Raw genomic sequence first — 23,426 nt, forward strand, 5'->3', positions numbered from 1 at the left:
TGAGCCGACTTGAAGCCGATCAGCAAGCGTGCCACTCTTTCGCTCAGAATCGGGGGCGACACAATGGCATTTTGGGATACAGACCTAACCACACGAATGGGCGCAGAAACCGCAACGGGTCAGGCAGGCGTCGCCTGTTTCGTATTGGCTGGTTTTAGAATCGTCGCGTTGTTGTTTTTCGGCGGCATGGTCGGATTGGACAACTTTGAAGGTTTATTCTTGGCCGGGATGACCGGGCTCGAAGCGCTCATGGCGGTGGTAGCAGGCTTTCGCTTTCGATCTGGCAATGGTGCCTATTGGGGCATTGCGGTTGCCGCGCTGCTAGCATTGAGCATCCTCAGCAGCCTTGTCTCTTTGGCGATCGGCGGCGTTGTCATCAGCGCGATATTCTTCGTGATTGTCGTCCAAGGGGTGCGCGGCGCCCTTGCTCTGCGCAACACCCATTTTGACGACGAAGATCTCGAAGCGTTCGAATGATCTAGAACCTGCGCACCAAATGCGCATCGGCAATGGCAACCGCAAGCGCATCGGCAGCATCCGCGCCAGCGATTGTTGTGCCCGCCAGCAGGACCTTGACCATCGCAGCAACTTGTTTCTTATCGGCGGCACCGGTGCCCACGACAGCCTTCTTCACCAATCGCGCTGCGTGTTCATTCACGCTAAGCTGCGCACCGCCGCATGCTGTAAGCACCGCGCCACGGGCCTGAGCCAGCTTCAATGTTGATTGCGGGTTCTCATTGACGAAAACCTCTTCGCACGCGGCGCGATCCGGCCTGTGCGCCGCGATCACTGCGGCAATCCCATCGTGCAATTGCGCCAAACGTTCCGCCATTGGCGTCTTGGGATTGGTCGGCAGTTGCCCATTGGCAAGATGCGACAAGCGGGTGCCATCTGCGCGAACAACGCCCCAGCCGGTGCAGGAAAGCGAGGGGTCTAGGCCGAGGATGATCACGCTCATTCTATAGCCCCACTCTCCAGCCCAATCGCCAAACGATTGCGACCAAAAGCGCCACCAGCAACGCACCGAAAAAAGCCAGCTCCAAAACCTTCATCGCTGGCCCATACAATCCCGATGCAAATTACGCGTCCAGCTTTTCCATGACTTCATCGCTGATCTCGTAATTGCCCCAGACGGTTTGGACGTCGTCGTCATCGTCGAGAACATCGATCAGCTTGAGCAGGGTGCCCGCGCCTTTTTCGTCCATTTCGACGGTGATGTTGGGCTTCCAAGCCAGCTTCACGTTGGACGCTTCGCCCAACGCCTTTTCAAGATCGGTGGCAACTTGATGCAAATCTTCTGCTGCTGTCCAGATGGTGTGACCATCGTCGCTGCTTTCAATATCATCCGCGCCGGCTTCCATTGCCGCCTCAAGGACGGTGTCCTCATCGCCTGCGCTGCCCGGGTATTCGATCAGGCCCAATCGTTCAAAACCGTGTTGGACCGACCCTTCGGTTCCCAGATTGCCGCCATGCTTGCTGAATGCGGTGCGAACGGCGGTTGCGGTGCGGTTGCGGTTGTCGGTCAATGTTTCGACGATGATTGCGCTGCCGCCCGGGCCGTACCCTTCGTAGCGCACTTCTTCGAAGTTTTCGTCATCGCCGCTGGTCGCTTTATCAATCGCGCGTTGAATGTTGTCTTTGGGCATAGACTGCCCTTTGGCGGTGTTCACAGCCAGCCGCAGACGCGGGTTCATATCCGGGTCGGGCGTACCCATTTTCGCAGCAACGGTGATTTCACGCGAAAGCTTGGAAAACAGGTTGGAGCGTTTCTTGTCCTGCGCACCTTTGCGGTGCATGATGTTTTTAAATTTGGAATGGCCTGCCATGGGAACTCTTTTTGCGTTTTAAGCGGAAAATTAGTGCCCCCGCATTAGACCGATGAGCGACATGCCGACAACCCCAAGATCTGATCAAGAAATAGAGAATGTGTTTGGCAACGGCATGTCCGACGCCGCTCGCATCCTTCCTGCGGGATCATTGCGAGAGGAAGGCAGAAGGCTCTGGGCGTTCTTGCGACAGCCTACCCTCCACAGCAACGTCGCGGTCGGAAAGCCATCCACCGTGCTGGCCCGGATCTACGCGTTCGATATGGCCGCGATGCTGACTTTGATAATGGCCGCCAGTCTGGTGGTCGCAATGGGTGTTTCTCTCCCTCAAACCGCACTGGCAGGCATAGAGTTTACGCCGTTGATCGTTATCGGCGTCATTCTTCTCGCGCCGGTGTCGGAAGAGATTATCTTTCGCAGCTGGATCTCCGGTAAACCGGCCCAGGTCTTTGCCCTTTTGCTGGGCGTGATGGGGGCCGGCTCGGTTTTCAGCTTTTACGACCGCGCGCCGTTGATCAGTGGGTTGGTGGCCGTTGGCGCCATGCTGGCGGCTTTTGCTGTGCTTATACTGCTGCGCAATCGGCCAACGCTTGGATGGTTCAACCGCCAATTTCCGGTGTTTTTCTGGCTGTCGACCGTAGCATTTGCGCTGGTCCACGTCACAAATTTCGAGGTCGCATCCGATTGGAGCAACCTGGTGATGATCCTGCCATTGGTGTTGCCACAATTCATTTTGGGCGCGCTGCTAGGCTACGTTCGGGTGCGGGTTGGCCTTTGGGCCGCCATTGTTTTGCACTCCGCACACAACGCCACCGCCATTGGAATTTCCGCTTTGGCGATGGCGGTGGAATGAACGAGATTAAATCGAAACTGCCGTCCCGCTCGCGCTGACCATTAACATGGAACCGGTATCTCCGATCACCTCGTAATCTAGGTCAATGCCCACCACGGCATTGCCGCCGCGCGAGGCGCATTCTGCCTGAAGCTCTTGGATTGCTTCGTCGCGAGCCTTTTTCAAAATTCGTTCATAACTGCCCGAACGCCCGCCAACCATGTCGCGAATACCAGCCAGAAAATCGCGGAAGATATTCGCGCCAAGGATCACTTCGCCAACCACGATTCCGTGATACTCCTTGATCGGATGCCCCTCCACCGTTGGGGTGGTGGTAACGATAATTCCGCGCGCGTCTTTCCATGGCTCTGCCATACATCTGTCCTCCTGTTGGTGTGTTATCAATATAGTACACAACAGGCGAATTTCAACATCCGCACAGCAATCAGTCGAACACGCTTTCGAGGCTGCGCTCGTTCTGGGTGAAGTCAATGTAGGTGGCCAGTACCAACAATCCGACCAGCATAGTAACCACGCCACTGCCTGCGGCGTAGGCGATTTGCATGATAAACGGCTCAAAATCTTGAACCACGCTTCCGAAGCCTAGCATCACCATGCCACCCACAAGGATGATGAGAAAATACGCGGCGACCACGATCAATCGCTCGCTCCAAACAAATCGGTTGATCGCGCGCAATGTCTGTTTGGTGTTCCCGCAAATTAGGGCGATCTTCCAAACATAGAGACCCATCAGCAACGGCGAAACCAACACTTCGAAAGCGGACTCGAGCACAGATATCTGCTCGGCCGCCAAAAGATTGGGAACAGCCGCGAAGGAGATTGCGAAGAGGGCCCCGACCATGGAAATCAAGAAGATCGTTTCTGCTATAGAAACGCCGATCCAAACAATGACCTTAGGGCGCGCCAAATTCACTCGATCCCGCATCAAACGACGGGTCGCTGGAAAGATAAACGCCGCGTAGACACCAATACCCATGCCAAGACTCAACACCACATAGCCAGTGGTGTCGATGATGCTGAAAGTCCCCCTCGCGCCAATGGTGTCAGCCAATTCGGCCAGAACCATCAACATCAATAGGTTAAGTACAAACGACAGCAGCCCCAAACCCCAGGCGAAGGGCCACCGCAGCAGAACAGCAAAGAGACGCAAGCTGCGCATAAAGGCCTTTGATCAAATCATACCAAGCGCGTTTTTGTATGTGTCGAGGATCATTTCCTGTTCGCTGCGATCATCGGGTTTCATTTTGCGAAGCCGCACAATCTGGCGCATGATTTTCGCATCATACCCAACCGCTTTCGCTTCGGCATAAACGTCGCGGATATCATCTGCGATCCCCTTCTTCTCTTCTTCGAGCCGTTCAATCCGCTCGATCAAAAGACGCAGGCGGTCGTCGGTTGCGTTTGCATCGGTGTCGTCGGCCATCATTCATACTCCAAAAGAATCAGTGTGCGTTGTTGACCGCCGACTTACCAGCCTGATCGAATGTGCAAAGCGATTGTGCAGACGTTCTCCCCACTTCGCCTCACTCTGGCTCGCACTCGCCCTGACTTGCACGAGCTGGACCATGTTGTAGGGTCACAATATTCCAACGCGGCGGGGAACAGGGGGATGGCCGTGGTCGATGTTTTCATATCCTATTCGCGTGATGATGCGGAAAAAGTCGGCTTGCTCGCTCGGAAGATTGCGAGCGAGGGGTATGAGGTATGGTGGGACGCGGATTTGCCCCCGCACATGTCTTATGGCGATGTCATCACTGCAAAAATCGGCGCTGCAAAAGCGGCGGTGGTGGTTTGGTCAGATACCGCCGCAAAATCGGAATGGGTTCGCGCCGAAGCCGATGTTGCCCGCAACCAGAAAAAGTTAATCCAGACATCAATCGACGATGTCATGCCTCCTTTGCCATTCAACCAAATCCAATATGCCGGAATCGGCGATTGGAATGGCGAGGCGGACCATCGCGGTTGGTCGAAAGTAAAACAAAGTTTGGTCGCGCTGTGTGGTCCGCGCGACGCCGCTGCAACAGGCGATGTGCGCACGCCTGACGCGGATGAGATTGCCGCAACTGCACCAACAAAGGCGACCTCAACCCCCGCTCCTCCCCCTCAAAATGAGACGCCCAATGTTCGCAACGAACCGGCGTCGCTCCAATCCACCACTGCCCCATCAACGGCGACCAGTTCTGCGGCCAAATCGGGCATGAGCACTCCGTTAATCGTCGGGCTTGGTTGTGGTGGTGTCGCGGTCTTGGGGATCATCATGTTGATCGCGCTAGCCGTGATCGGGATGGCGATCGAAGAAGATGTCACGCCAATGGATGGCGACTTAGAGACCGTACAGCCAGCGATGCAGCCCCCATTGGACGATTCCAGCGGGCCGGACGTCGTTACCGACGGCGACTATATCCCACAATTGGAAGCGGCACCCGACGGCGGATACGACACGGGCGCAATCCCACCGCCGGATATGGCCGCACAACCAAGTGGGCCTATCGCAACGGGTTTCGTCATCGCGACTATTCAAGACCCAGATGGATACACCAATGTCCGCTCTGGCCCCTCCACCGGATCCAGCATTATTGCGCGCGTTGAGGAAGGCGACATCTTTACGACGTATCAGCAATCGGAATCTTGGTGGATCGTACAGCTTGAGGATGGGACCGAAGGCTATATTTTCGCCGACCGTATATACGTGATTGGGCCCCAATAATGGCAGAACCAGATCAAACGCCTCCTCATGTTCCGGGCGTGGAGTCCCTTTCCATCGGGGAACTCACTTCGAACAATGCGTCCGAAGAAAGCGCCAGCGGCAATGTCGCGGTGTTTTGTGGGCATATGTTCAACGCGGGCAGCGAAGCCGAAGCTGCATTGGCCCAACGTATACGCGATCAATTGGACGCGCATGACATTGCGGTAGGATTTGGCCCGCTTGCATGCGGCGCGGACATCGTCATCGCCGAAGAATTGTTGTCCCGCGGTGCTGAGCTGAACGTAGTCCTGCCTTTTGCCGAAGAAGATTTCATCGCGGAAAGCGTTTTATGCGGTGGGGAAGATTGGCTGCCGCGGTATCACGCCTGCCGTGATGCCGCCGCGTCGATCAGTTTCGCCACACCCAGCGACTATGTCGGCGATGACAATCAATTCGCTTACAACACGCTTTACGCCATGGGATTGGCCGTCCTGCGATCGCAAAAACGCAAATGCGACGCCATTCAACTGGCCGTTGTTTCCGACACATTCGCTAGCTTTTCTTCAACGGGCATTGCCGGAACAAAAGCCGATATGCAGCTTTGGCAAAATTTGGGCCGTGATACCGTCTCGATCGCTGCGGGTGCAGTGCCGCGCGATCTAAAGTTTCCCGAACGCAAAGCGATAACGGGCGGAACCAGGCGAGAAATTCGTTCAATCATCTTTGCCGATTACAAAGGGTTCTCGCGCATTGGCGAGCGCCTATTGCCCGATTTTATGAACGTAATCATGGGACGCATTGCCAAAGTTCTCCATGATTTCGGTGATCACGTGGAATTTCGGAATACGTGGGGTGACGCGATCTATGCGGTTATCGACGAACCGCGCACCGCGGCACAAATTGCGCTAAAACTTCAAGAAGAACTCGCCAATGTTCCGCCGGGTCTAATTCCCGAAGGGGCCGTCGCTGGGATGCGCACGGGCGTGCATTATGGCCCGATTTGGGTTGGCACAGACCGCATCACCGGCAATCGCGTTTGGTACGGCGGGGAGGTCAATCGGACCGCCAGAATTGAACCGGTCACACCGGTGGGCGGCGTCTATTGCACCGAAAGTTTCGCTGCGGCGTTGTTGATGGACAATTACACCGGTTGCCAGTTCACATCGGTTGGCCGTGTGATCCTGCCCAAGAATTATGGTGAGGTCGAACTGTTCCGCCTTGAACGCGGTTAGGCATTCATGAGCAGTTGGATCGGGAAAGTTGCGCTATTCTTTCCGGTTCTTTGCAACGCTTGCTTCCATCGCCGCGATCTGATCATCGGTCGCCGGTGTTTGACGGGTCGCCTTCCATTCATCCATCGGCATGCCATGGATCACCGCACGCGCATGGGCTTTACCCCCTTCGAAACCAGCATCCCGGATCCAATCGGCCAAACAATTCCGGCAAAAACCCGACAACCCCATCAGATCGATATTCTGCGCATCATGGCGATGTTGGAGATGGCGCACCAAACGGCGAAACGCGGCTGCAGCGACGGCATCATCTAGAGTATCCAAAGGATCAATTTCGGGTGTCATTCTGGCTTTTCCTTGAGTTGCATTCTTCCTGTGTCATAGCAGAGCAAACGGGATCAAGGACAGCATGACAAACAGCGATCATTCCAACTTAGACACACGCATGGACCCAAGAGGCCGGCGGGTGAAAATCCTCGCCACTATTGGTCCGGCTAGCCGTTCTCCCGATATGCTGCGCAAACTGTTCAAAGCGGGCGCAGATGCGTTCCGCGTGAATATGAGCCACGGGGATCACGGCGATCATGAACAAGCAATCCGCGCGATCCGTGACATGGAACAGGAATTTGCCCGGCCGATCGCGATCCTAGCCGACCTTCAAGGGCCCAAATTGCGCGTCGGCACATTCAAAGACGGCAGCGCGGTCATTCGTCACTCCGGGCATTTCACGCTGGATCGTGACCCTACGCCGGGAGACGAAACGCGAGTGTGCCTGCCCCATCCCGAACTGTTCGGTATTCTTGAACGCGGGCAACGTTTGTTGATCAATGACGGCAAAATTCGACTTGTGGTCAAAGAAGCGGATGAAAACCGGATCTTCTGTTCTGCGGAAGTCGGCGGCGTGATTTCCGATCGTAAGGGCGTGAACGTTCCCGATGCCGAAGTGCCGATCCCTGCCCTAACCGAAAAAGATCGTAGAGACCTAGCTTTTGCCGTTGAGCACGGCGCGGATTGGATCGCGCTATCCTTTGTTCAACGGCCAGAAGATATGGCGGAGGCCCGCAAGCTTATTTCTGCGCATGCAACCGGCCAATCCATGCCAGCATTGTGCGCAAAAATTGAGAAACCTCAGGCCGTCGGCCGTCTTGATTCCATCATTGAATTGTCCGACGGGATTATGGTTGCACGCGGTGATCTGGGTGTTGAGCTGGAGCCACACGAAGTGCCGCCGCTGCAAAAACGCATCGTCGCCGCCAGCCGCAATGCGGGCAAGCCAGTGATCGTGGCAACGCAAATGCTGGAATCCATGATCGAAAGCCCGATGCCCACCCGCGCCGAGGTTTCTGATGTTGCGAACGCGGTTTATGACGGCGCCGATGCCGTGATGTTGTCCGCCGAGAGCGCAGCTGGAGAATGGCCCGAAGAATCCGTTGCCATGATGCACCGGATCACGCGCCAAGTGGAACGTGACGATGGGTACAAAGAGCGCATCAGATTGCTAGACCCGACGCCGGATGCGACCACGTCCGACGCGCTTGCGCATAGTTGTATGACGATCACCGAAACGGTCCCGATTAGCGCGATCACCGTATTCACAGCATCGGGTTCGACCGCCCGCCGCGTGGCCCGTGAACGGCCGGCAACGCCCATGTTGGTGCTCACACCCAGCATGCGCACCGCCCGCCGCGTGGCTCTCCTTTGGGGCGCGCATGCTGTTCCGACCAAAGATATCGGAAGTTTCGAAGAGATGATCGCAAAGGGCAAACGCATGGCCCTGCGTCATGGTTTCGGGCAACCGGGGTCAAAGCAGATTGTGTTGGCCGGTGTGCCGTTTGGTACGCCCGGCGCGACCAACCTGCTCCACGTCGTAACGCTAACAGGTGATGAGTTGGACAAGCATGATGGGTGAAAGCGTACAAAGGCCTAGCTGAAAAACTCGGTCAACTATCCCCCATCCGCTTTCGTGATATCAGCTCAATGCGCTCAGAAACCAACCAATCAGTTGGCGGTTTATGGTTGCGCATTGCCCAAACGCGTGCGTGCCTCGACCTCGCCGATCAATGGCAGCAATTCACCCATATCGGGCCCATGGTTCATGCCGGTTAACGCCTGACGCAGCGGCAGGAACAGGGTTTTACCTTTGCGTCCTGTCGCGGATTTCAATGCTGACGTTAACGCACGCCATGGATCATCTCCGGATGCGAATGCCTCTGAAAGAGCTTCGCCAGCTTGCGCCAGATAGGCGGCATCTTCGGCCTCAAATTCGGGTTGCTCAATCGGGCCAGTGACCAGCCGCCACCATTCGGCAACATCGTTGATCGTTGCAATGTTGGGCCGCACCGCATGCCAGCCCGCTTCATCCATGCCTTCTGGCAACCGGTCCCGCGCATCGGCAAAGTCCATATTGTGAACGATGGCGGTGTTGATTCGATCAAGATCAGCGTCGTCAAACTTGGCCGGCGCGCGTCCAAATGTGGAGAGGTCGAATGTTTCGAGCAATTTGGCACGCTCGGCAATAGGTTCGACCGGCAGGGACGTGCCAAGGCGCGATAGCAGCGCAATGATAGCCTCAGGTTCAATACCCTTTTCGCGAAACGCATCGCAGCCGAGCGAGCCAAGACGTTTGGAGAGTTTGCCTTCGGTCCCCACCAACAATGCTTCGTGTGCAAAGCTGGGTGGCGTCGCGCCAAGCGCTGTAAACATTTGGATTTGAACCGCGGTGTTGGACACGTGATCTTCGCCACGCAGCACTTGAGTGATGTCCATATCGATGTCGTCCACCGTGCTTGGCAACATATAAAGCCAAGAGCCATCGGCACGGCGGATCACCGGATCAGAAAGCTGTGCCGGGGAAAACTTGGCGGCGCCGCGCACGCCGTCTTCCCAACTAATCGGTTCGTCATGGTCGAGCTTGAAGCGCCAATGCGGTTGAATGCCTTCCGCCTCTTTGGCTGCGCGTTCATCGTCGCTCAATTCCAACGCGCCACGATCATAGATCGGCGGCAAACCACGGCCAAGCAGAACCTTACGTTTTAGCTCCAGCTCCTGCTGTGTCTCATAGGCGGGATAGATGCGGCCTGCTTCACGTAAACGTTCAAAGGCAGCCTGATAAAGGTCCAATCGTTCCGACTGGCGTTCCTCGCGCGTCGATTCGATTCCCAACCACTTTAGATCGGCTCGAATCGCATCGACATATTCCTCTTTCGAGCGTGCCGCATCCGTATCGTCGATGCGCAAAACGAATTGCCCACCAGAATTTTGGGCGAGCATCCAATTGTGCAAAGCGGTGCGGATATTGCCGACATGCAGTCGGCCAGTGGGCGAAGGGGCAAAACGGGTGATGGTCATGGCGCACCCGGTAAAGCGCAAGGGCCCGGGTCGCAAGCGTAAGACAAAAAAGCTTGATGAATTGCAGTTAGCCGAATTAGGTTACGAATCTAATTCAGGGGACGCATAACTTCATGAAAAATATAGCTTTAGCAGGTGTAGTAGCCGCCGGTTTGATGAACGCAGGGGTCGTACAAGCGGCCGAACGGGAACCATCGCTTTACCTAAAATGCGATGGTGAGCCGAACAACATGACGGGTGGCGAGCAATTCGCCCGATTTTTGGGGGCAATTACGCTACTGGGGTTATTCGCGCCGTCCCCGGAATCGCCTGACGCCGAGGCACGTCTTTTCGCCGAAGAAGGGGTGGCCGCCTGTTCGCAATTGATCGACGAAGAGGACGGCGAAGGCAACGTGGTACGCCGCGTGCCATTGATCTTGGCTCGCGCATTGCACCAAATCGAAGCGAAGAATTACGAAGCGGCTTTGGCCGATGTTGAACTTGCTCGTGCAGAAGCAACCGCCGGCGAGCTGGTTGGCAATCCATATTTCGATCGTTCAATGGGCCTGTCGTTCAACAACATTGCGGCCGCTGCGCATTTGCGCATGGGGAACCCAAGTCTCGCACGAGAAATCTCGCTCTCAAGAATATCTGAGATGCGGTATTCGTTTGTGCCGGGCCTTTATGCCGATGATTTTGGTCGGTTCCTAAAGGACATGTCGCCCGAAGCGGAAATTCGCAACCGCACGGCTGGACAGATTATGCCCGCTTTCTTGGTCACCTATGCAAGCAGGCTTGATGAAGTGGAGCGCTTTGCTGATTCCGCTCGTGTGTCAGAAGCGTTTATCGAAGTGGTGGACTCGATTGGGGAAGGCCCGCGTAGTTCGGTCCCCTATGCGCGTGCCGCCATCGCCCATGCATTGGCCGGAGATTGGGAACAAGCGAACACGTGGGGTGATCTGGCGCGGTCCAATATGAACACCCGCATTCAAGAGGGTCAGCCAGAGGAGAACAGTTCGCGGGTCGTCGAATTGCTTGACCTGTTTTCGGTTCTGCAACTGGCCAATGACGGTGACCTGACGATCGCACGGCGAACATTTGCCGCGCGATCACAATGGACCGTGCCCAGCTTTGGGAGTGTCCTCGCAGCGAACCGGCTTTTGCGAGTGGGAGCCGAGGAGGACGAGTTGTTTGGATCGCTCACAATGTCCGCGGATGAGATGTGGCAGGAACGCTATGACAATCTGATGGCTGCGGAATTGCAGAGCGACACCGAGAATGATGATCTGTTTGATTTAATCGTTAGCTACGCAAAAGTTGATGAGTTTGAGGATCGGGCGAGGCGCACTCATCGGGTTGAGCGCAGTCGCATGATGGCGGACGAAATCGATGAAGATGGCCAATGGTCGATCGTTGCTTCTGGCAACATTCAATCCGCATTTGACGCGATTGTGTTGCACGCAGCGCTGCAAGCGCGTCATCAGGAGAAAGACGGCTTTACCATTATGTTGACGACGCCTCAGCCTGGTTATGGCGGCCCTGTGACGGTCGGCTTCGCGCGGTTCTTTGATAGGGGGGAACCGGGCGCCAACGCGGTTACGTTCATTCCTGCGGATGAAGTTATAACCGAATTGGGCGAAGTCATCCCAACGCGCGACGTTGTGCGTTTGCGTCAACGGGAACGCCGCCGAAATCGCTGATCCCGTTCTTGGGCCTCTTCGCTACCGTTCGCGCATTTCGGCAACGACGAGGCCCAAAACAGCATCCCATAGCCGATGTATACGGTCTGGCCGGATCAGCCCTTCAATGGCCCCCTCAAAGCCTGCTCTGTCGCGATTGACTGCGCTGTCGACCAACGCACCGATCGCTGCCTCATCGTGGCTCAACAAAGCACAACAGAAACGCGACACGTGGATATTCTCCGGCCACGTCGCGCTTATAGCATGGCCGAGGGCCAGCGACTTCGCTGCGGTTTCGACGCTGCCCAACCGAGATGCCAGTTCGGGCACAGGATCTCTGCGGGCGCGTTCATGCAGCGCAATCAATCGCAAGGAATAGATAAACCGTGCAGCGATAGGATGAAGGCCTTCGATACGGCGCGGTTCCGCCAGTTTGGCGATGACGGCTTTCGATTGGGCGGTTGCGGAGTGATTTTGGGGCATAGGGATCCTGTGGTCCGAAAGTGACAACAAAACCTGTATGCCCTTAATGCAAACGCCTCGCAATAGCTATTTGGAAGTTATTGGCGAAGCCGACAGCTCCTGAGACAGTACGAAAAACCCCGCCGCGACCTATCTGGGTCGCGGCGGGGTCTAGAAAGCTAAAAGCGCTTTGGTTTTACTCGGACGGAGCAGCGTCTCCGCCGCCCATTGCGGCCTTCATTGCATCTTCGCTCGACACTGGATCAGCAGCAGGTTCCGGCTCCACTGCATTTTCAGCAGCGAGCTTTTCTTGTTGCTTCTTCCATTGTGCCTTCAGTGCGGCGTCACGGCTCGAGGCGGTGACGCGCATCCGGTTCATGCCTGCGCCTGTACCGGCAGGGATGAGACGGCCAACGATCACGTTCTCTTTAAGACCGATCAGTGTGTCTTTCTTACCTTCGACAGAAGCCTGAGTAAGAACACGGGTCGTTTCCTGGAACGATGCGGCAGAGATAAAGCTGCGTGTTTGCAAAGATGCTTTGGTGATGCCCAACAAGATCGGCGTGCCTTGGGCCGGTTGTTTGGACTTCGTCAGCTTTGCATTCACTTCGAGCATTTCAGCCAGATCGACTTGTTCGCCCGGAAGCAATGTCGTGTCGCCGCCATGGGTGATCTCAACTTTCTGCAGCATCTGGCGAACGATCACTTCGATGTGCTTATCGTTGATTTTCACGCCTTGCAGTCGGTACACTTCCTGAATCTCGTTGACGAGATATTCAGCCAGTGCCTCAACGCCCATCACTTCAAGGATGTCGTGCGGGTTCGGCGCGCCGGAAATAAGGGTGTCACCCTTCTTCACGAAATCGCCTTCCTGCACGTCGATCACCTTAGTTTTGGGGATCAAGTATTCGACTGCATCACCTTCCTCGGGAATGATCGCAATTTTGCGTTTCGCTTTATATTCGCGAACGAATTCGATCTTGCCGGAAATCTTAGCGATTACCGACATATCCTTTGGCAAGCGGGCTTCGAACAGCTCAGCAACGCGCGGCAAACCACCGGTGATGTCACGCGTCTTGGCAGCTTCGCGCGATGCGCGAGCGAGGATGTCGCCGGCTTCGACCGTCTGACCGTCTTCCACCGAAAGCGTTGTGCCCGGAGCCAGCATATAACGCTGCGCTTCGGTTTCATCCGCATCGGTTTGACCTTCACCCAAGAGAGTCATGCGCGGACGCAGTTCCTCTTTCTTCTTGCGCCCGGTAGCCCGGTTTTCTGTCACAACGCGTTGGGCAATGCCGGTCGCGTCATCGGTTTGCTCTTCGAGCGTCGTACCTTCGATCAGGTCTTGGTACCGAACGACACCAGATTGTTCGGTGATGATCGGCAAGGTGAACGGGTCCCATTCGGCGAGACGATCGCCTTCTTTGACCTTCTCACCGTCCTTGAACTTGATGACAGTACCGTAAGGCACTTTGTGCATCTCACGTTCGCGCCCTTCGGCATCGATCACGGCAATTTCACCATTCCGGGCAAGCGATAGAATGTTGCCCTTCTTGTCGGTGATGGTCGGCATGTCGCGCAATTCGACTTTACCGTCCGAGATCGATTCAAGGTGTGATGTTTCGTTGAGCTGGGCCGCACCACCGATGTGGAATGTCCGCATCGTAAGCTGAGTGCCCGGCTCACCGATCGATTGAGCAGCGATAACGCCAACAGCTTCACCGATGTTTACCGGCGTACCGCGAGCAAGATCACGACCATAGCAAGTGCCGCAGACGCCTTGATCGGCTTCACAAACCAGCGGCGAACGGATTTTCGCAGACTGAGTTTCAGCCGCTTCGATTTCCACAACCATAGGCTCGTCGATCAAAGTGCCCGCTTTCACGATCACTTCGCCGGTCGATGCATTGACGATGTCCTCGGCAACTGTGCGGCCAAGAATACGCTCACCCAAAGATGCGATAACCGAACCACCTTGAACGATGGCGCGCATTTCCAACGCGTTTTCAGTCTTACAATCTTCGACCACGATCGTGCAGTCTTGCGACACATCGACCAAACGGCGCGTCAGGTAACCCGAGTTCGCCGTCTTAAGCGCGGTATCGGCCAGACCTTTACGCGCGCCGTGGGTGGAGTTGAAGTATTCAAGGACGGACAGGCCTTCCTTAAAGTTCGAGATAATCGGTGTTTCGATGATCTCACCCGATGGTTTGGCCATCAAACCACGCATACCGGCAAGCTGCTTCATCTGCGCGGGGCTACCACGCGCACCGGAGTGGCTCATCATGTAGATCGAGTTGATCGGGGCTTCGACGCCGTCTTTGTCGATCGGCGTTGCCTTAATCTCTTCCATCATCGCGTCGGCAACAAGGTCACCACATTTGGACCAAGCGTCGATCACCTTATTGTATTTTTCTTGTTGGGTGATCAGGCCGTCTTGATATTGCTGTTCATAGTCAGCAACCAAAGCCTTCGTCTCTTCGACCATACCTTCCTTGGAATCAGGGATGATCATGTCATCCTTACCAAAGGAAATGCCGGCCTTAAACGCGTGGCGGAAGCCAAGGGTCATGATCGCATCGGCGAACAGAACCGTGTCTTTTTGGCCGGTGTGACGATACACTTCGTCGATCACGTCGCCCACGTCCTTCTTAGTCAGGAGGCGGTTGATGATGTCGAATGGAACTTTGTGGTTCTTTGGCAGACATTCGCCCAAAAGCATGCGGCCCGGCGTCGTTTCGAAACGCTTAAGAACGATCTTTCCGTCCTCATCAGCCTGCGGAACGCGGGCGAGGATTTTGGAGTGGAGCGAAACCGCTTTCGTTTCGAGCGCTTGGTGCACTTCGGCCATATCGCCAAAGCGTGGCAATTTCTCGACCTTAGTGCCGTCTTCGTTCTCAAGATATTCTGGTGTCTTTTCCTGACGTTCCATCGAAAGGTAATAGATGCCCAGCACCATATCCTGTGAAGGAACGATGATCGGCTTACCATTGGCAGGCGACAGGATGTTGTTGGTCGACATCATCAAAACACGCGCTTCAAGCTGCGCTTCGAGCGACAGCGGCACGTGGACCGCCATTTGGTCACCATCAAAGTCGGCGTTGAACGCAGAACAGACCAGCGGGTGAAGCTGAATCGCTTTACCTTCGATCAAGACAGGCTCAAACGCCTGAATGCCAAGACGGTGAAGCGTTGGCGCGCGGTTCAAAAGAACAGGGTGCTCGCGGATCACTTCGTCGAGGATGTCCCAAACTTCCTTGCGCTCTTTCTCAACCCACTTTTTCGCTTGCTTCAAGGTCATCGAAAGACCTTTTGCGTCGAGACGTGCGTAGATGAACGGTTTGAACAGTTCGAGCGCCATTTTCTTTGGCAGACCGCATTGATGCAGTTTCAATTCTGGGCCGGTCACGATGACCGAGCGACCCGAATAATCGACACGCTTACCAAGAAGGTTCTGACGGAAGCGGCCTTGCTTACCCTTCAGCATGTCGGACAAGGATTTCAACGGACGCTTGTTCGCACCGGTGATAACCCGGCCGCGGCGGCCGTTGTCAAACAGAGCATCGACGGCTTCTTGAAGCATACGCTTCTCGTTCCGAACAATGATGTCCGGCGCGCGCAGTTCGATCAGACGCTTCAAACGGTTGTTCCGGTTGATCACACGGCGATAGAGGTCATTGAGATCTGACGTCGCGAAACGACCTCCATCCAACGGCACCAACGGGCGCAGCTCAGGTGGGATCACTGGGATCACTTCGAGGATCATCCATTCAGGGCGGTTGCCCGAATCGATGAAGCTTTCGACGACCTTCAAACGTTTGATGATCTTCTTCGGTTTCAGCGTTGACTTGGTCGTCGCCAACTCCTCCATCAGATCGTCGCGCTCTTGCTCCAGATCGAGATCCATCAGCATGACCTTAACCGCCTCAGCGCCGATATCAGCGGAGAAAGCGTCTTCACCGTATTCGTCTTGCGCTTCGAGCAGTTCGTCTTCGGTCAGCAGTTGGAATTTCTCAAGCGGGGTCAGGCCCGGCTCAATGACAACATAGCTTTCGAAATAGAGGATGCGCTCAAGCTGTTTCAACTGAATGTCGAGCAGAAGACCGATGCGCGAAGGCAGTGACTTTAGATACCAGATGTGTGCAACAGGTGCAGCCAATTCGATGTGGCCCATGCGCTCACGGCGCACTTTGGTAACGGTGACTTCAACGCCGCATTTTTCGCAAACGACGCCTTTGTACTTCATCCGCTTGTACTTGCCGCACAGGCATTCGTAGTCCTTTACCGGACCAAAGATGCGGGCACAGAACAGGCCATCACGCTCAGGCTTGAACGTGCGGTAGTTGATGGTTTCCGGCTTTTTGATCTCGCCGAAAGACCAGCTGCGGATACGCTCTGGCGATGCGATCCCAATTTGGATCTGGTCAAAGGTTTCCGGCTTAGCCAGCTGGTTGGTGAATTTGGTCAGTTCGTTCATGACTTAGTTCCCTTTAGGGGATGAATTTCCAAAGAGCGGGAAGAGAGGGGCGCCGCCGTCGCGGCGCCCGCTCACCTATTCCGCCGCAATCGCGCCAAAGCCGTCATCGTCTTCTTCGCCATCCGACAAAGACTTGAGTTCGACGTTCATGCCCAGCGAGCGCATTTCCTTCACGAGAACGTTGAAGCTCTCTGGAATGCCTGCCTCGAAGGTGTCGTCACCTTTAACGATGGCTTCGTAGACCTTGGTCCGTCCGACAACGTCATCCGATTTCACGGTGAGCATTTCTTGCAAGGTGTAAGCGGCGCCGTAGGCTTGCAGCGCCCAGACCTCCATCTCACCAAAGCGCTGTCCGCCGAACTGCGCTTTACCACCCAGCGGCTGCTGCGTGACGAGCGAGTATGGACCGATCGAACGGGCGTGGATCTTATCGTCAACCAAGTGGTGCAGTTTGAGCATGTAGATAATGCCCACGGTCACCTTACGGTCAAACGCATCGCCAGTGCGGCCATCGTACAATGTCGATTGGCCAGAGCTGTCGATACCGGCCTTCACGAGCATATCCGACACGTCGGGCTCACGCGCGCCATCAAACACTGGCGTACCCATTGGAACACCTGCGGCGAGGTTTTGCGCAAGATCAACGATCCCGGCGGTTGAGCGGCTTTCGAGGTCTTCGAAATATTGCTCACCGTAAACGTCCTTCAGACGATCAACGACCGCTTCGGGAGGTTTCGCATCTGCGTAGTCTTCGGCGGCGTTTGGATTGTCGCGTTTCCACTCTTCGAGCTTATCCGCGATATCCATGCCCAGCCCACGTGCGGCAAAGCCGAGATGGGTTTCAAAAATCTGACCCACGTTCATCCGCGAAGGCACGCCCAGCGGGTTCAATACGAGGTCAACCGCCGTACCATCTTCGAGGAATGGCATGTCTTCGACCGGCAAGATGCGTGAAATCACACCTTTGTTACCGTGACGGCCAGCCATCTTATCGCCCGGCTGCAGCTTACGCTTCACCGCGACAAAGACTTTGACCATCTTAAGAACACCAGGCGCGAGTTCATCACCGCGCTCAAGCTTCTCTTTCCGATCTTCGAATTTGGCATCGATCATGCCGGCGCTCTCGTCATACTGTGACTTGATCGCTTCGAGCTGCGCCTGACGATTGTCGTCGGCGACCGCGAATTTAAACCATTCGTGGCGCTCGACTTCACTCAGGATTTCAGCGGTGATTTCAGCACCCTTCTTCAATCCCTTTGGAGCGGCAGAAGCGGTTTGGCCCAGCAACATGTCACGCAGACGGTTGTACGTCGCCCGGTTGAGAATGTTGCGTTCGTCGGCGCTGTCCTTGCGGAGGCGTTCGATTTCCTCGTTCTGAATCGCACGGGTACGATCATCGATCTCAATACCGTGGCGGTTGAACACACGGACTTCGACGATAGTACCAGCAACACCCGGTGGCAGACGCAGCGACGTATCGCGAACATCCGATGCTTTCTCACCAAAGATAGCGCGCAGAAGCTTTTCTTCTGGCGTCATCGGGCTTTCACCCTTTGGCGTGATCTTACCGACGAGAATATCACCCGGATGCACTTCGGCACCGATATAGACGATACCCGCCTCATCGAGATTGCGGAGCGCTTCTTCACCGACATTAGGAATGTCGCGCGTGATGTCCTCAGGACCAAGCTTGGTATCACGGGCCATCACTTCGAATTCATCAATGTGAATCGAGGTGAAGACATCGTCTTTCACGATACGCTCGGAAATGAGGATACTATCCTCATAGTTGTAACCGTTCCACGGCATAAACGCGACGAGGCTGTTTTTGCCCAGCGCCAATTCACCCAGATCAGTCGAAGGACCATCGGCAATAATATCGCCGGGCTCAATCGTCTCACCAACTTTCACCAGCGGACGCTGGTTGATGCAGGTGTTCTGGTTGGAACGTTGGAATTTCTGAAGCGTGTAAATGTCGACGCCGGATTGACCCGCTTCGACATCACCTTGCGCACGGATAACGATACGGGTCGCGTCGACCTGATCGACGATACCGCCACGCTTGGCCGCAATCGCAGCGCCTGAATCGCGCGCCACGGTTTCTTCCATGCCTGTCCCGACCCACGGTGCCTCTGCTTTCACAAGCGGCACAGCCTGACGTTGCATGTTCGATCCCATCAATGCGCGGTTGGCGTCATCGTTTTCCAAGAACGGGATGAGCGACGCAGCAACCGAAACAAGCTGTTTCGGAGAAACATCCATCAAAGTGACCTGCTCACTAGGAGCCATCAAGTTGTCGCCAGCCTGACGGGCAGAGATCAACTCTTCAACAAAAGTGCCGTCATCGTTCAGCTCAGCCGAAGCCTGCGCCACGGTGTGCTTTTGCTCTTCCATCGCAGAAAGGTATTTCACGTCGCCGGTGACATGATTGTCTTTCACCGTGCGATATGGCGTTTCGATGAAACCGTATTTGTTCACCCGACTGAACGATGCCAGCGAGTTGATCAGGCCGATGTTCGGACCCTCAGGCGTCTCAATCGGGCAGATACGACCATAGTGGGTTGGGTGAACGTCGCGGACTTCAAAGCCAGCGCGTTCACGCGTCAGACCACCTGGGCCAAGCGCCGAAACGCGGCGCTTATGCGTCACTTCGGAAAGCGGGTTGGTTTGGTCCATGAACTGCGAAAGCTGTGATGAGCCAAAGAATTCACGCACCGCAGCAACCGCAGGCTTAGCGTTGATCAGATCGTTCGGCATGACGGTCGAAACGTCGACGCTCGACATACGCTCTTTAACGGCGCGCTCCATGCGGAGCAGACCGACGCGGTATTGGTTCTCAAGCAATTCACCAACGGAACGGACGCGGCGATTGCCGAGGTTGTCGATATCGTCAACCTCGCCTTTGCCGTCTTTCAAGCCGACGAGTTCCTTGACCACAGCAAGGATGTCTTCCTTGCGCAATGTGGTCACGGTGTCTTCCGCATCCAATTCAAGACGCATATTCAATTTAACGCGGCCAACCGCGGAAAGGTCGTAGCGTTCTCCATCGAAGAACAGGCCTTCGAACAAAGCGTCTGCAGTTTCCTTGGTGGGCGGTTCGCCCGGACGCATAACCTTGTAAATCGCCTCTAGGCCTTCATCACGGTTTTCGGCCTTGTCGACCTTCAACGTGTTGCGGATCCAAGGACCGGTGTTGATTTCATCGATGTCGAGCAAATCAAGCTTGTCGATACCAGCATTGTCGAAGGTTTCGACATGCTCGAGAGTGATCTCGTCGCCCGCTTCGATATAGATGCGGCCAGTGCTTTCATCGATTAGGTCATACGCAGCATAGCGGCTCACGACCTCTTCGGTTGGAAGCAGTAGATCGGTCAGACCATCCTTCGCAGCCTTGTTAGCGGCGCGCGGGCTGATCTTCTGACCAGCGGCGAAAATTTCCTCACCAGTCTTCGCGTCTACCAAAGCGAATGCTGGCTTTTGACCACGCCATTGTTCTGCGACGAATGGGATTTTCCAGCCGTCCTTGGCACGCTCCCACGTCATCGTGTCGTAGAAGTGATGCAGGATGCCTTCGCTATCGAGACCCAACGCGTAAAGAAGCGCCGTGACCGGCAATTTACGCTTTCGGTCGATGCGGACGTTCACGATGTCTTTGGCGTCGAATTCAAAGTCGAGCCAGCTGCCGCGATATGGAATGACGCGAGCGGCGAACAAGAGTTTGCCCGACGAGTGTGTCTTGCCACGATCGTGATCGAACAAAACGCCCGGTGAACGGTGCATCTGCGATACGATCACACGCTCTGTACCGTTGATGATGAACGTGCCGTTCTCTGTCATGAGCGGCATATCGCCCATGTAAACGTCTTGCTCTTTGATATCGAGAACCGAGCGCGTTTCGGTTTCCTGATCAACTTCGAACACAATCAAGCGCAGCGTCACCTTCATTGGGGCTGCGTATGTGATGCCGCGTTGGCGGCATTCCGTTGTATCGTATTTTGGCTCTTCGAGTTCGTAGTGAACGAAATCGAGTTCGGCGGTGCCGGCAAAATCGCGGATCGGGAAAACGCTGCGCAGCGTTTTTTCCAGACCAGAGACATAGCCGCTCTCTTTATCAGAGCGCAGGAATTGTTCGTAGCTCTCGCGCTGAACCTCGATCAGGTTCGGCATTTGGACGACTTCGTGGATGTCGCCGAAAATTTTGCGGATACGCTTCTTCGCGGTGCCCTGTGCCTTGCGGCTGCGGACCTTACGCTTCGTAGGAGCCTGAGTTGCCATGGAAGAGATATGCCTCTTTATTGGTGTGCGCCCGGGGAGAATCCCGTTTGCCGATTAATCAATGTTCGTCACGCGAGACCGAACCCATATCCGACGCAAAAGCGCCGCAAACCCAGGCACACCCAATCGGGCATGCCTTAGCTGCAGCGTGTTTCAGTCGCGAATATGGCAAAGCGCCGCTTCCATTCTTGGCCTGATTCCCGCGCATGAATCAGTCCGGCTCGAAGCTAGCTTGTGAGGGCCATGTAGGAATTCACCTGCGCGCTGTCAAACCCATTACGCCGTGCACTTGACACTGTTCTTGTGTCTGGCGGTTTGATGGCAAGGGCCATGAAAGCGGTGAGGCCAAATTGACGGGATATCAGGACAGGGGTAACCGGTTCTCAATTCAGCGACACATTGCACACGGGCCAGCCATGAAATCGATGTTTGATGATCCTCAAGAGCTTTTTGCCTTCTGCTCGGTCCTGCGCGACAACGGCAATGGCGGGCAAGCGATCGCCCTTGCGAAACAGGCCCTGTCCGAACAACCGCACAACCCAGAAATGATAGCGGTTGCGCGCATGTTCTTGTCGCACAAAGTGCATACATACCACCGTTTGATGTTGGCCGATCAACCTCGCAATGATGCCTATCTTGCGATGATCAATCGACATGCAAAGGGTCGGCGGATCTTAGACATCGGCACAGGCACCGGTTTGTTGGCGATGATGGCGGTGCGCGCCGGCGCTGAGCATGTCTACGCATGTGAAGTGAACGCGAACAAAGCCGATTTGGCGCGTGACATTGTTGCCCATAACGGGATGTCAGACGCGATCACTGTTTTGAACGCCTACTCGCTTGATCTTGATAAGGATCAAGATTTGGATGGCGGTGTCGATTGCGTCCTTTCGGAATTGTACACGGCCAACATCATCGGTGAATCCCTTTTGCAATCGATGGCCCATGCTCAACGGGAACTTACCCTACCCGGAGCCATCTTTTTGCCTCCAAAAGTATCGGTCATGGGGGCGTTGGCCGATTGCAATCTGAGCGATCCAATCGGGGATGTATCCGGGTTTGATCTGTCATTGCTCGAACGCCAACTCAATTATCACGCCCTAATCGATCCGATCGACGCGATCCGGTATCAACGCGGACCCAGTGCAACTTTGTGCGATATCGAAACACTGCCCGATACGCCGATCGTTATGCGAGACCGCACAGTAACCTCCCTCACATCGCAAGGAGGAAGAGTCAGCGGCGTGTTGTATTGGATGAAAATCGAGCTCGATACCGATATCCATTACGAAAATTGCCCCGGCGCGGATAAGCGCCACCATTGGTCGGTTCGGTTTGAACCGTTCGCCGAGCCTCGTGACACGAAACCGGGCGATATTGTGCGAGTCGGTTGTGCGCACAATTCCAACGAAATCCTGATCTGGGATGACAGTGCGGCCTGATTGGCCGGAGATCGATCAGAAAAATTTCACAATGTGTTTGGACTCAATTCTTACATGTTTTGAGATGGTTAAGCGCGCTCAATACCTGTGAAACGATATGTGAGTTATTGTTTTTCGATATTATTGTTTGACAATAAATCAAGCAATCCCTAGCTAGAGATTATCGAAATTCAATAAACCCCTTCAAGGAAAACAATATGACACGCACCACCACAAACTCACTCGCCGCCATCGCAGCTGTCTTTCTCGCGATCACTTCGATCGGAAGCATTGTGACCGTCCCGTCTGCATCGGCTCAAACCGCACAATCCGCCGCCGCCATGATTGAATTGGCCTAATTTTCAAACCCACTTCTTAGCAAAGGGGCAAACCTATGACCGACAAGCCCAATGACCTTCTATTGTTGGCTGGCAAGATACTCACGATCATCTCTCAGGTCGCTCTCGCGATCGGCGCATTGGCATTGTTGATCGTGGCGCCTCTTGTCCTGTTTTTCCGCGACAAGATTAACGCCGAAATCGCGCTCGATACCGCAAATGCCGCGGGCCCCATCCCCATGGCGGCGTTGCTCGGATTGTTTGCGATCGGCTTTACTATGATCGCATTGACCTTTGTCTTTTTGGGCAAGCTGCGCGCCATCATTTCAAGCGTTGGCGATGGCGATCCCTTCATTCCCGATAACGCCGAGCGTTTGAACTTCATGGCATGGATTATGCTCGCGGTTCAGGCCTTGATGATCCCGACTGCTGCGCTGGCTCTTTTTCTCACAGAGTGGTCGCAGGAATTGGAAGATGCTGAGATTTCGATTGATGCAGGCCTCGATATTGATGGCATCCTGATTGTCGTCATCCTCTTCATCCTTGCCCGGGTGTTCAAACATGGCGCAGCAATGCGCGAAGATCTCGAAGGGACCGTGTGATGCCAGCTGATGACGAAGGAGCAACGATCATGGTCAAACTTGATGACATTCTACACGACCGCCGGATGACGTTAACCGAATTGGCGGACCGAGTGGGCCTTACACTGGCCAACCTCTCGATCCTGAAAACCGGTAAAGCCAAAGCAATCCGCTTCTCAACTCTCGCAGCCATTTGTCGGGAATTGGATTGCCAGCCGGGCGACCTGCTGAGCTTTGATAGCCAAGCCGGTCAGTGACGATAAATATGC

Annotated in this window: 20 protein-coding genes; 10 read left to right on the forward strand and 10 right to left on the reverse strand. The window is 55.1% G+C overall.

Annotated features, from left to right (window positions below; genetic code table 11):
• Positions 1–63: 63 nt before the first annotated feature.
• A complete protein-coding gene (locus BQ8290_RS07770) occupies positions 64–477 on the forward strand; it encodes a hypothetical protein (RefSeq protein WP_337661210.1) in 414 nt (137 codons plus the stop codon).
• Between the two features lies 1 nt (position 478).
• On the opposite strand, the gene ruvC is transcribed toward BQ8290_RS07770, so the two are convergent.
• On the reverse strand, positions 479–952 hold the full coding sequence (gene ruvC, locus BQ8290_RS07775) for a crossover junction endodeoxyribonuclease RuvC (RefSeq protein ID WP_108792120.1): 474 nt from the start codon (positions 950–952) through the stop codon (positions 479–481).
• Between the two features lie 127 nt (positions 953–1,079).
• A complete protein-coding gene (locus BQ8290_RS07780; RefSeq protein WP_108789053.1) occupies positions 1,080–1,826 on the reverse strand; it encodes a YebC/PmpR family DNA-binding transcriptional regulator in 747 nt (248 codons plus the stop codon).
• A gap of 115 nt (positions 1,827–1,941) precedes the next feature.
• Here BQ8290_RS07780 and BQ8290_RS07785 point away from each other — a divergent pair, with 115 nt between their 5' ends.
• On the forward strand, positions 1,942–2,679 hold the full coding sequence (locus BQ8290_RS07785; protein ID WP_337661211.1) for a CPBP family glutamic-type intramembrane protease: 738 nt from the start codon (positions 1,942–1,944) through the stop codon (positions 2,677–2,679).
• 6 nt (positions 2,680–2,685) lie between these two features.
• Here the strand turns inward: BQ8290_RS07785 and BQ8290_RS07790 are convergent, their stop codons facing one another.
• The 3 genes from BQ8290_RS07790 to BQ8290_RS07800 all read right to left on the reverse strand — a co-directional run bounded on the left by BQ8290_RS07790 (position 2,686) and on the right by BQ8290_RS07800 (position 4,102).
• Entirely contained in the window at positions 2,686–3,033 is a 348-nt protein-coding gene (locus tag BQ8290_RS07790; RefSeq protein ID WP_337661212.1) for a heavy metal-binding domain-containing protein, read from the reverse strand.
• A 70-nt stretch (positions 3,034–3,103) separates the two neighbouring features.
• Entirely contained in the window at positions 3,104–3,838 is a 735-nt protein-coding gene (locus BQ8290_RS07795; RefSeq protein WP_108789057.1) for a hypothetical protein, read from the reverse strand.
• A gap of 12 nt (positions 3,839–3,850) precedes the next feature.
• Positions 3,851–4,102 (reverse strand): GapR family DNA-binding domain-containing protein, encoded by a 252-nt coding sequence (locus BQ8290_RS07800; RefSeq protein ID WP_108792124.1) that lies wholly within the window; start codon positions 4,100–4,102, stop codon positions 3,851–3,853.
• Positions 4,103–4,288: 186 nt separating this feature from the next.
• On the opposite strand from BQ8290_RS07800, the gene BQ8290_RS07805 reads away from it, so the two are divergent.
• Both BQ8290_RS07805 and BQ8290_RS07810 read left to right on the forward strand, forming a co-directional pair.
• Positions 4,289–5,386, forward strand: a complete 1,098-nt coding sequence (locus tag BQ8290_RS07805) for a TIR domain-containing protein (RefSeq protein ID WP_337661213.1) — start codon at positions 4,289–4,291, stop codon at positions 5,384–5,386.
• Positions 5,386–6,597, forward strand: a complete 1,212-nt coding sequence (locus BQ8290_RS07810; RefSeq protein WP_108789061.1) for an adenylate/guanylate cyclase domain-containing protein — start codon at positions 5,386–5,388, stop codon at positions 6,595–6,597. The genes BQ8290_RS07805 and BQ8290_RS07810 overlap by 1 nt, the downstream gene beginning before the upstream one ends.
• A 33-nt stretch (positions 6,598–6,630) precedes the next feature.
• Here the strand turns inward: BQ8290_RS07810 and BQ8290_RS07815 are convergent, their stop codons facing one another.
• A complete protein-coding gene (locus BQ8290_RS07815; protein WP_108789063.1) occupies positions 6,631–6,942 on the reverse strand; it encodes a DUF1244 domain-containing protein in 312 nt (103 codons plus the stop codon).
• Between the two features lie 64 nt (positions 6,943–7,006).
• Here BQ8290_RS07815 and pyk point away from each other — a divergent pair, with 64 nt between their 5' ends.
• A complete protein-coding gene (gene pyk, locus BQ8290_RS07820; RefSeq protein WP_108789065.1) occupies positions 7,007–8,506 on the forward strand; it encodes a pyruvate kinase in 1,500 nt (499 codons plus the stop codon).
• A 101-nt stretch (positions 8,507–8,607) separates the two neighbouring features.
• Here pyk and gltX read toward each other — a convergent pair whose 3' ends face one another.
• Positions 8,608–9,945 carry a glutamate--tRNA ligase gene (gene gltX, locus BQ8290_RS07825; RefSeq protein WP_108789067.1) on the reverse strand — a complete coding sequence of 446 codons (1,338 nt, stop codon included), beginning with the start codon at positions 9,943–9,945 and terminating at the stop codon, positions 8,608–8,610.
• Positions 9,946–10,058: 113 nt separating this feature from the next.
• On the opposite strand from gltX, the gene BQ8290_RS07830 reads away from it, so the two are divergent.
• Entirely contained in the window at positions 10,059–11,624 is a 1,566-nt protein-coding gene (locus BQ8290_RS07830) for a hypothetical protein (RefSeq protein WP_337661214.1), read from the forward strand.
• Positions 11,625–11,645: 21 nt separating this feature from the next.
• Here the strand turns inward: BQ8290_RS07830 and BQ8290_RS07835 are convergent, their stop codons facing one another.
• The 3 genes from BQ8290_RS07835 to rpoB all read right to left on the reverse strand — a co-directional run bounded on the left by BQ8290_RS07835 (position 11,646) and on the right by rpoB (position 20,817).
• A complete protein-coding gene (locus BQ8290_RS07835; protein WP_108789071.1) occupies positions 11,646–12,086 on the reverse strand; it encodes a DNA-directed RNA polymerase subunit beta' in 441 nt (146 codons plus the stop codon).
• Between the two features lie 175 nt (positions 12,087–12,261).
• A complete protein-coding gene (gene rpoC, locus BQ8290_RS07840; RefSeq protein WP_108789073.1) occupies positions 12,262–16,542 on the reverse strand; it encodes a DNA-directed RNA polymerase subunit beta' in 4,281 nt (1,426 codons plus the stop codon).
• A gap of 75 nt (positions 16,543–16,617) precedes the next feature.
• Positions 16,618–20,817, reverse strand: a complete 4,200-nt coding sequence (gene rpoB / locus BQ8290_RS07845) for a DNA-directed RNA polymerase subunit beta (RefSeq protein ID WP_108789075.1) — start codon at positions 20,815–20,817, stop codon at positions 16,618–16,620.
• Between the two features lie 416 nt (positions 20,818–21,233).
• Between rpoB and BQ8290_RS07850 the strand changes: the two genes are divergently transcribed.
• The 4 genes from BQ8290_RS07850 to BQ8290_RS07860 all read left to right on the forward strand — a co-directional run bounded on the left by BQ8290_RS07850 (position 21,234) and on the right by BQ8290_RS07860 (position 23,414).
• A complete protein-coding gene (locus BQ8290_RS07850; RefSeq protein ID WP_108789077.1) occupies positions 21,234–22,259 on the forward strand; it encodes a 50S ribosomal protein L11 methyltransferase in 1,026 nt (341 codons plus the stop codon).
• Positions 22,260–22,456: 197 nt separating this feature from the next.
• Positions 22,457–22,597, forward strand: coding sequence for a hypothetical protein (locus tag BQ8290_RS15155; RefSeq protein ID WP_337661215.1), 141 nt, complete (start codon positions 22,457–22,459; stop codon positions 22,595–22,597).
• Between the two features lie 35 nt (positions 22,598–22,632).
• A complete protein-coding gene (locus BQ8290_RS07855) occupies positions 22,633–23,178 on the forward strand; it encodes a DUF2975 domain-containing protein (RefSeq protein WP_108789079.1) in 546 nt (181 codons plus the stop codon).
• Positions 23,178–23,414: a helix-turn-helix domain-containing protein gene (locus tag BQ8290_RS07860; RefSeq protein WP_108789081.1), complete on the forward strand. Its 237-nt coding sequence runs from the start codon at positions 23,178–23,180 to the stop codon at positions 23,412–23,414. The genes BQ8290_RS07855 and BQ8290_RS07860 overlap by 1 nt, the downstream gene beginning before the upstream one ends.
• Positions 23,415–23,426: the final 12 nt, after the last annotated feature.

Source organism: Erythrobacter sp. Alg231-14, from assembly GCF_900149685.1.
Lineage (GTDB): Bacteria > Pseudomonadota > Alphaproteobacteria > Sphingomonadales > Sphingomonadaceae > Erythrobacter.

Coding starts and splice junctions, on each gene's coding strand:
- BQ8290_RS07770 (WP_337661210.1), top strand. CDS start 64: ATGGCATTTTGGGATACAGACCTAACCACACGAATGGGCGCAGAAACC.
- BQ8290_RS07780 (WP_108789053.1), bottom strand. CDS start 1,826: ATGGCAGGCCATTCCAAATTTAAAAACATCATGCACCGCAAAGGTGCG.
- BQ8290_RS07785 (WP_337661211.1), top strand. CDS start 1,942: ATGTCCGACGCCGCTCGCATCCTTCCTGCGGGATCATTGCGAGAGGAA.
- BQ8290_RS07790 (WP_337661212.1), bottom strand. CDS start 3,033: ATGGCAGAGCCATGGAAAGACGCGCGCGGAATTATCGTTACCACCACC.
- BQ8290_RS07795 (WP_108789057.1), bottom strand. CDS start 3,838: ATGCGCAGCTTGCGTCTCTTTGCTGTTCTGCTGCGGTGGCCCTTCGCC.
- BQ8290_RS07800 (WP_108792124.1), bottom strand. CDS start 4,102: ATGGCCGACGACACCGATGCAAACGCAACCGACGACCGCCTGCGTCTT.
- BQ8290_RS07805 (WP_337661213.1), top strand. CDS start 4,289: ATGGCCGTGGTCGATGTTTTCATATCCTATTCGCGTGATGATGCGGAA.
- BQ8290_RS07810 (WP_108789061.1), top strand. CDS start 5,386: ATGGCAGAACCAGATCAAACGCCTCCTCATGTTCCGGGCGTGGAGTCC.
- BQ8290_RS07815 (WP_108789063.1), bottom strand. CDS start 6,942: ATGACACCCGAAATTGATCCTTTGGATACTCTAGATGATGCCGTCGCT.
- pyk (WP_108789065.1), top strand. CDS start 7,007: ATGACAAACAGCGATCATTCCAACTTAGACACACGCATGGACCCAAGA.
- gltX (WP_108789067.1), bottom strand. CDS start 9,945: ATGACCATCACCCGTTTTGCCCCTTCGCCCACTGGCCGACTGCATGTC.
- BQ8290_RS07830 (WP_337661214.1), top strand. CDS start 10,059: ATGAAAAATATAGCTTTAGCAGGTGTAGTAGCCGCCGGTTTGATGAAC.
- BQ8290_RS07835 (WP_108789071.1), bottom strand. CDS start 12,086: ATGCCCCAAAATCACTCCGCAACCGCCCAATCGAAAGCCGTCATCGCC.
- rpoC (WP_108789073.1), bottom strand. CDS start 16,542: ATGAACGAACTGACCAAATTCACCAACCAGCTGGCTAAGCCGGAAACC.
- rpoB (WP_108789075.1), bottom strand. CDS start 20,817: ATGGCAACTCAGGCTCCTACGAAGCGTAAGGTCCGCAGCCGCAAGGCA.
- BQ8290_RS07850 (WP_108789077.1), top strand. CDS start 21,234: ATGAAATCGATGTTTGATGATCCTCAAGAGCTTTTTGCCTTCTGCTCG.
- BQ8290_RS15155 (WP_337661215.1), top strand. CDS start 22,457: ATGACACGCACCACCACAAACTCACTCGCCGCCATCGCAGCTGTCTTT.
- BQ8290_RS07855 (WP_108789079.1), top strand. CDS start 22,633: ATGACCGACAAGCCCAATGACCTTCTATTGTTGGCTGGCAAGATACTC.
- BQ8290_RS07860 (WP_108789081.1), top strand. CDS start 23,178: ATGCCAGCTGATGACGAAGGAGCAACGATCATGGTCAAACTTGATGAC.